General features: G+C 44.7%; 7 protein-coding genes. 2 read left to right on the top strand and 5 right to left on the bottom strand.

The features are described 5' to 3' along the window. A partial coding sequence (locus GX419_06945; GenBank protein NLI24422.1) for a hypothetical protein occupies nt 1-209 on the bottom strand: 209 nt, incomplete at its 3' end. A gap of 135 nt (nt 210-344) precedes the next feature. Here GX419_06945 and GX419_06940 point away from each other — a divergent pair. Next, on the top strand, nt 345-1,895 hold the full coding sequence (locus GX419_06940) for a serine hydrolase (GenBank protein ID NLI24421.1): 1,551 nt from the start codon (nt 345-347) through the stop codon (nt 1,893-1,895). A 138-nt stretch (nt 1,896-2,033) separates the two neighbouring features. Here GX419_06940 and GX419_06935 read toward each other — a convergent pair whose 3' ends face one another. Further along, nucleotides 2,034-2,507 (bottom strand): hypothetical protein, encoded by a 474-nt coding sequence (locus GX419_06935; protein ID NLI24420.1) that lies wholly within the window; start codon nt 2,505-2,507, stop codon nt 2,034-2,036. Nucleotides 2,508-3,338: 831 nt separating this feature from the next. Between GX419_06935 and GX419_06930 the strand changes: the two genes are divergently transcribed. Beyond that, nucleotides 3,339-4,340, top strand: coding sequence for a zinc-binding dehydrogenase (locus GX419_06930; protein NLI24419.1), 1,002 nt, complete (start codon nt 3,339-3,341; stop codon nt 4,338-4,340). Nucleotides 4,341-4,667: 327 nt separating this feature from the next. Here GX419_06930 and GX419_06925 read toward each other — a convergent pair whose 3' ends face one another. The 3 genes from GX419_06925 to GX419_06915 form a co-directional block, all read right to left on the bottom strand. Then, nucleotides 4,668-5,045, bottom strand: coding sequence for a dinitrogenase iron-molybdenum cofactor biosynthesis protein (locus tag GX419_06925; GenBank protein NLI24418.1), 378 nt, complete (start codon nt 5,043-5,045; stop codon nt 4,668-4,670). Beyond that, nucleotides 5,042-5,395, bottom strand: a complete 354-nt coding sequence (locus GX419_06920) for a DUF134 domain-containing protein (GenBank protein ID NLI24417.1) — start codon at nt 5,393-5,395, stop codon at nt 5,042-5,044. Before GX419_06920 ends, GX419_06925 begins: the two co-directional genes overlap by 4 nt. A gap of 325 nt (nt 5,396-5,720) precedes the next feature. Beyond that, a partial coding sequence (locus tag GX419_06915) for a hypothetical protein (GenBank protein ID NLI24416.1) occupies nt 5,721-6,883 on the bottom strand: 1,163 nt, incomplete at its 5' end.

Raw genomic sequence — 6,883 nt, 5'->3', positions numbered from 1 at the left:
GAAGAGGCAACCCGTATCTGATAAGCCGTCTGAAATTGCCCGCGTTCCCCTGAATCAGCTTCATTCACCCACGAAAGCCGCGGCGGCAGAACATCCACCACAGCCGGGTCGGTAAGATATTCACAGGTCAGGTTCACGGGTCTTATCCCGCATACGGCAAAAAAGGGAATCAATAATGCCTGAAGAAGAAATACTGATAAATGTTTCATTTTGCAGTTGATTGGTTATTGCAAATATAGAATAAGTACCATTCGCTTTTTTTATACCTTTAGGCGGTATATGCCATAGTCAAACTTTTTGTTCCGGAGGAACGTTAGAAAAACTGACATAAAATATTGAAACCTATGAGAAAACTTGCTATCCTGCCGGTTCTTGCCGGAATTCTTTTTCAGGTTTACTCCTGTGCCCCTGCGAAGAAAGAATTGCCGGCAAGCACGCCTGAAGAAGAAGGGATTTCGTCGGAAGCCATTCTTCAGTTTGTCAATGCGGCCGAAAACAGCCGGAATGAACTGCACAGCTTTGTGCTCCTGCGACACGGAAAGGTGATAGCAGAAGGCTGGTGGAATCCCTATCGCCCTGATCTGAAACATACGCTTTATTCGACCAGCAAGAGCTTTACTTCAACAGCGGTCGGATTTGCGGTTCATGAAAAGAGAATCAGCCTTTCTGACAGGGTTATTTCCTTTTTTCCTGAATTTGTGCCTGATACGGTAAGTCCCTGGCTGAAGGAGCTAACTATAGAAAATCTCCTTACCATGAGTGTTGGCCAGGATCCCGAGCCCACCGCTGCCATCGTTGGAAAAGACAGCAACTGGGTGAAGGCTTTTCTGGCTACACCCATTGCGGTTCAGCCGGGAACCCGTTTCCTGTACAACAGTCTGGCCACCTATATGGCCGGTGCTATTGTGCAGAAAGTAACCGGTCAAACCCTTCTTGCTTACCTTACTCCTCGTCTGTTTGAACCGCTGGGGATTGAAGGGGCAGACTGGGAAACCGATCCCATGGGCTACAACACGGGAGGCTGGGGCCTCCGGCTCAAAACAGAGGACATGGCTAAGTTCGGCCTGCTTTACCTGCAGAAGGGGAAGTGGAACGGAAAACAGATACTTCCTGCCGGGTGGGTGGAGGAAGCAACGAAGGCTCATATCATGCAGTATCCCGAAACTCCGCAGGCACAAAAAGATTCGAGCGACTGGCTTCAGGGGTACGGTTATCAGTTCTGGCGTTGCCGACATCATGCATTCCGTGCCGACGGAGCGTACGGGCAATTTATCATTATGATGCCGGAACAGGATGCAGTGCTGGCGATTACTGCTGAAACACCCGATATGCAGGATGAAATAAACCTCGTCTGGAAATACCTCCTGCCGGCGTTTCAGCCTCAGAAACTGCCGGAAAACCCGTCAGCCCTGAAGCGGCTCAGGGAAAAACTGGCATCCCTTGCACTTCCCGTTCCGGAAAAGAAGGCTTTGCCCGAAACGGCCAATGCCGTGTCAGGCCGCAGATACCAGCTGGAAACCAATGAGAGGAACCTGGAAGAGGTTGCTTTTCGTTTTGCTGATACAATTTGCTATTTCAGCGTAAAGGCCGGCGGAAGGGAATATGAATTCCCGCTGGGCAACGGGCACTGGGAATACGGTGAAACTTCAAAACCCGGGCCGAATCTGCTTCTCGGTGCCCTGGGTCATTTTGCCGGGCTTCCTCCGGCCCGGATCGCAGGAGCTTTTACCTGGCCCGATAACAAAACCCTGGAAGTTACTGTCCGTTATATCGAAAGCCCCCACAGGGAAATCTATCAGTTTGTTTTTGATGGCAGTACCTTAAGCGGAAACCTCCGGTTCAGCCATATGTTTGACCGGGTGAAATGGGAGTTTAAAGGGAAAAGCTCCAAATAGATGCCGGAACTTTTCCAGGAAAAAGCTTTCCTGGAAAAGTTCCGGTACCTCAAGGAATGAATCAGGAAAATTGCAGCATTCGGCAATCTTTCCTCGGTTATTGCTTCTATCCGAATGTGTGTACTGTGTACCTTTCTCTTACTGCTTGAGGGAATTTACAATACCTTCCCATTTTTCTGCCAGCTGGAGTTCATCAGTAATCTGCATCCCGTCTTTTTCGCTATCATAAAACTCAAGGTTCGTATCCGTTTTTTCTCTTTTAAATATGAATGACAGGAGAATTTTATCAATAACCAACTGCCTTTCCTTTCCATCCCCAACTGCATGGGATACATTGGTCATTTTGCAAACAGAAACATTATTAATATCTATCGCTGTCTTGAAAAAAGAATCGTCAAATCTGCGGATAAAAAAAAGATATCTTTTTTCTCTGTCAACACCGATCCTGGTATCGCCCCAGATATCATACACAGTTATTGTACAACCAATTTCTGCTGCAAAATCTAACAGTTCTTTAATAAGCCTTTTTTTTCGCCGTACACTCTGAAATATCAGGAATGCTATCATTGATAAGGCTATAAGAGAAATTATAATAACAATCAATGCGTTCATTTTTTTACAATTTTGGATTTTAAATATGAATAAAAATGCCAACTCCTGCGTAGTTGATAATCAGAAGATTAATAAAACAAAAGCTGATACGCAGGAAAAAAGAAAATCACCAGAAGGTGTTAAAGGGAAAAATAATTACCGGGATATCGAGATTAATACATATAAGCCCTGATCGGTGAATATAGTCTTTGCAATATTTTTCAGACAGAAAGAGTCCGGACAATTTATACGACACGCAGGATTCCCATTGCTTTATCATTCTGATAGCGACCGGTATACGATTTATCCTGCCGGAATTTGCATTTCCGAAACTAAATAAATTTTGCAGATAATCAGAAAAGCATGTATCGGTATTTTTTGCCTTTGTATCAGATTGAGCATGCTGATGAATGGAGAAATTCTCCGTAGCTGATCGTTGTGAAAAATCAAGAAACGGATAATAAAGAAATAACAGGAGTAACAAAAAACGGGAACCTCTTTTCATGCCGTAAATTTATTAATAAACTTAATAAAATAGAGATGTTTATGCATATTTTTCTGTTATTCGGTTTATTTAACTGGTGTTAGGAAACGGGAAAGTTATTTTACCGTATGTTTTTCTTTTTTTTCATGCTTTCATTTACTTTTGCATCAGGAGGAATAACTTCAGTTTCGCAAAATATATCTGTTCAAAAAATTGCCCGATTTTAGTATGATAATTTTTTGTATTTTTTTTCTTTATTGTGAGGCACTTTTCTTATAAGTCGTAATTTAAAATCGAAAGAAAAAGAAAATACTTTGAAATGAATGATTTAATAAATTTTTACAGATCACAAAAACGAATTACCTTTTATGGATTCTAATAGAATGCCCAAAAAGATGAAATCCCTGTTCCTCAAAAGCAAGGAAGGGGAATTGGAAGTGCGCGAAGTGGCGGTGCCGGAACCCGGAAAGGGGGAAGTGCTGATAAAAATGGCCTTTGCCCCCATCAATCCCTCCGATATCAACCGGCTGAAATCGGTTCAGGAAGAAGAAATCATCCACTTTGTCCCGGGCCTTGAAGGATCGGGGACTGTTGTAGGAGCAGGCAAGGGCATTTTGCCTGCCTTCCTGAAAGGGAAGAGGGTGGCCTGCAATGCGACTTATTCCTTCAGTGGAACATGGGCTGAATATATGGTTACCAAAGCATCGAGGTGTTTTCCTCTTCCGGAAAAAATTACCGATGAACAGGGTTCGATGCTCTTTGTCAATCCAATGACAGCTCTTGCTTTCCGCAACATAGCCGTGCGCGGAAAGCATCGTGCCATCATCAGTCAGGCCGCAGGCAGTGCGCTGGGACAAATGGTTCTTCAGCTTATGGAACGGGAAAAGATAACCGTTATCAATCTGGTACGAAATGAAAAACAGGAAAAAAGGCTGAAAACCCTGAGCGGGGGGATTGTTATAAACACAAATAATCCAGACTATTATGGCATATTACGTGAAGCAATACTTGCATTTTCTCCTACTCTTTTTCTTGATCCGGTGGGAGGGGAAATGCATGACGTTATTTTATCGTTGATGCCAGAAAATTCAAAATCAATAATATACGGCACATTATCGGGAGAAAAACTTGAAATACATCCCCGTACATTGATTTCTGCCAACAAAACAGTAACCGGTTTTTTTCTGGGGCATTATCTGGAAGAACAGAACCTGCTGTGCCTGATTAAAATGGTGAGGGAGGCAGGACGTTTTCTTGCCAGAGAACATCACATTACCATCAGGGAAAAAGTACCTCTGGAAGAAGTTCAGAAGGCAATCCCCCGGTATCTTGATAATATGTCGGCAGGAAAAATTCTGATCTCTTTGTGATGGGTTGGGTCTTGGTGAACACAACAGCTGGTTGGCGCTAGCGCCAACCAGCTGTTGTGTTGATAATCATTGCGCAGCAGTTCGCTTACACTCCTGCTGCGCAATCCGGGCTTAATCGGCCGCTTTCACTGCGTTCCAGCGGGATTTGCCCGGATGCTTTCGCGCAAAACCAGCGCACTGCGCAGCAGTTCGCTTACACTCCTGCTGCGCAATCCGGGCTTAATCGGCCGCTTTCACTGCGTTTCAGCGGGATTTGCCCGGATGCTTTCGCGCAAGACCAGCGCACTGCGCATCAGTTCGCTTACACTCCTAATGCGCAATCCGGGCTTAATGTTTGCAACCATGGCCGTGTTGGTGATGATGCTGATGTTCGGCACAGGTAGAATGGTCTCCCGTAAATCCGTTGAGAAAACGTTGCACGGCTTCGTCGGCCGGACCGGAAAAACCACTGTACACTTCAATACCTGCCTGATTCAAAACATTTCTGGCACCTTGTCCAAGACCTCCTACCAGCATAACGGTTACACCCCGGGCTGCCAGGTCGGAAGCAATATTCGACCGGCAACCGCATCCTTGCGGAGACTGAACCGTTTCCTTGCCGGTTATGCTATTCCTGTCGTCGATGTGATAAACCGTAAAAGCTTCGCAATGCCCGAAATGCTCATCTACCATGTTTCCCCTGCTGGGAACAGCTACTTTTTTCATTTTGTATCCTCCTTTTGTTTGTGTATAGCATTTTCTTCAAAGATGATCCTGTTACAACAACCGCGTCCATGTTCATGATACGTTACCGGACCTCCTTCTATGAGAAAGGCATGGCCGTTAACTATGGCTGAAGCAAGCTTTTTACGGGCCTCTTCAAGAATTCTTCCGAAGGTAGCCCGCGAGATACCCATTTCTTTTGCTGCCTGTTCGTGATACAATCCTTCATAATCAGCCAGGCGAATGGCTTCAAATTCATCAAGAGTAAGCCGCTCCATCGCCAACCTGCCCATAGATATGCCGGCAGGTTTGTACAGATTCCCTTCCGGTCTGCAGCAGATATGCCGAATCATTTTACGCCTTGCCACAGGAAAAAATTTTCTGCAATTATAAGCATATGCTCATAATTTTCCAAACTTTATTTCTCTGGGTTCAAGATAAAAGCGAAAACGTATTTCCGCAAACTGCCCTCAGGATCCTGCATACGTTTCACTCAGCCTGCATTAAAAAAACGGAAAACACGATCAAGAGCCTGGTCTTGTTTTCAATAATAAATTTCTCCTGTAAATGAATTTCCAATGCATGCCGGCCAGGGCAAAAAAGGGGAGCCAGGGCTGGCAGAACAGGAGGGCGTTTATTTTGCCATCCCCCTGCCTGCTGACGAAAAATTATAGAGAGTTACCGGGCAAGGGGTTTAAATTGAATGGTCCAGGTTCCTTTTTCATTGGGTTCATCGGTTTGGTAGGGAACCTTCACCGTTACCGGTTTCCCCGCCAGCAGATCAGTCCATGGTACATCGAATTTCACCTGAAATTCATAAAATCCTGCTGCCGCACTGCCGGTTGAGCAACCCCATTCGATTTCCTGAAGATCCATATCAGTGAAAAAAGACAATTTCATCTTTTGGGGCGGCGATGAGCTGTTTTTCTGTTCTTGCTGAAGGATTTCATTCAATTCATCAGGGCCAAGAGCAAGGGTCAGAGTAGCTCCAAAGGATTCCGGCGGCCTTCTGATAAATTTAGGCTTTTCAATGTTATCTCCTTCTGTCCATACTTCGTTCAGTTCAAAAGCCAGGAACCTGCCCACTCCCTCATCGGCATCAATATCACCCCGCATTGAGGTTAATGGTTCCCTGGTTCCCGGTTCGATGACAACGCGTTTAAAATCGGCATGCAATTGCAGTTTTGCAATGGACATGCTTCCGTCGGGAACAAACGATGAGGCAAGATCAAGATCAACAGTGACCTTATAGATGGTTTTGCCAATATCAGCTGAACCCCGGAAAGTGGTTTCAAAATCATCCGGTTTGTAGGAAGCTTCAATATGGACTTTTTTGTCGTTCTGCCCCGCAGTATATTCAAGTATACCTTCTCCCTTCTCATTTGTTGTTACCTGCGATGAAGGGCGAATATTTCCATCCGCAATACCAGATATTTGTAAATTTAGTGTTCTGCCTTTTACAGGTTCCTTCATGCCTTTATCGTCAATTTTATAGAGTCTGACAAATACACGGATTTTTTCACCAGGAGCCGCAAAAGTCTTTTCCGGTACAATTTCAACACGAAGTGTCTTGGCAGGGAAAAAAAAGTCGTTGCTGATTTTCTTATTGCCCCGGCAAGCAAGTTCAACATTCAGAGATTCCCGGAAAGCTTCATCTCCTCTCTTCAGGCGGTATTCAACTGTAATAGTGCCGTTTTTTATAGTTTTTACCCTCCATGTATTCCCAATTTTGTACTGAGCTGAGTTTTGAACAGGAGTAAAAGTGCCTCTGTCTTTTTCAGCCGGGAAAAAAAGATTCGTTCCTTCTCCCGAATGATCCCGGCAATCTTTGGTAGTAACTT

The sequence above is a fragment of the Bacteroidales bacterium genome, from assembly GCA_012517825.1.
GTDB lineage: Bacteria > Bacteroidota > Bacteroidia > Bacteroidales > JAAYUG01 > JAAYUG01.
The sequence above is the reverse complement of the archived record's forward strand: the minus strand, read 5'-3'. Positions and strand labels throughout refer to the sequence as shown.

Bases quoted from the DNA above. Each gene is read 5' to 3' on its own strand.
- GX419_06935 (NLI24420.1), bottom strand. From the start codon at position 2,507: ATGAACGCATTGATTGTTATTATAATTTCTCTTATAGCCTTATCAATG.
- GX419_06940 (NLI24421.1), top strand. From the start codon at position 345: ATGAGAAAACTTGCTATCCTGCCGGTTCTTGCCGGAATTCTTTTTCAG.
- GX419_06930 (NLI24419.1), top strand. From the start codon at position 3,339: ATGGATTCTAATAGAATGCCCAAAAAGATGAAATCCCTGTTCCTCAAA.
- GX419_06925 (NLI24418.1), bottom strand. From the start codon at position 5,045: ATGAAAAAAGTAGCTGTTCCCAGCAGGGGAAACATGGTAGATGAGCAT.
- GX419_06920 (NLI24417.1), bottom strand. From the start codon at position 5,395: ATGATTCGGCATATCTGCTGCAGACCGGAAGGGAATCTGTACAAACCT.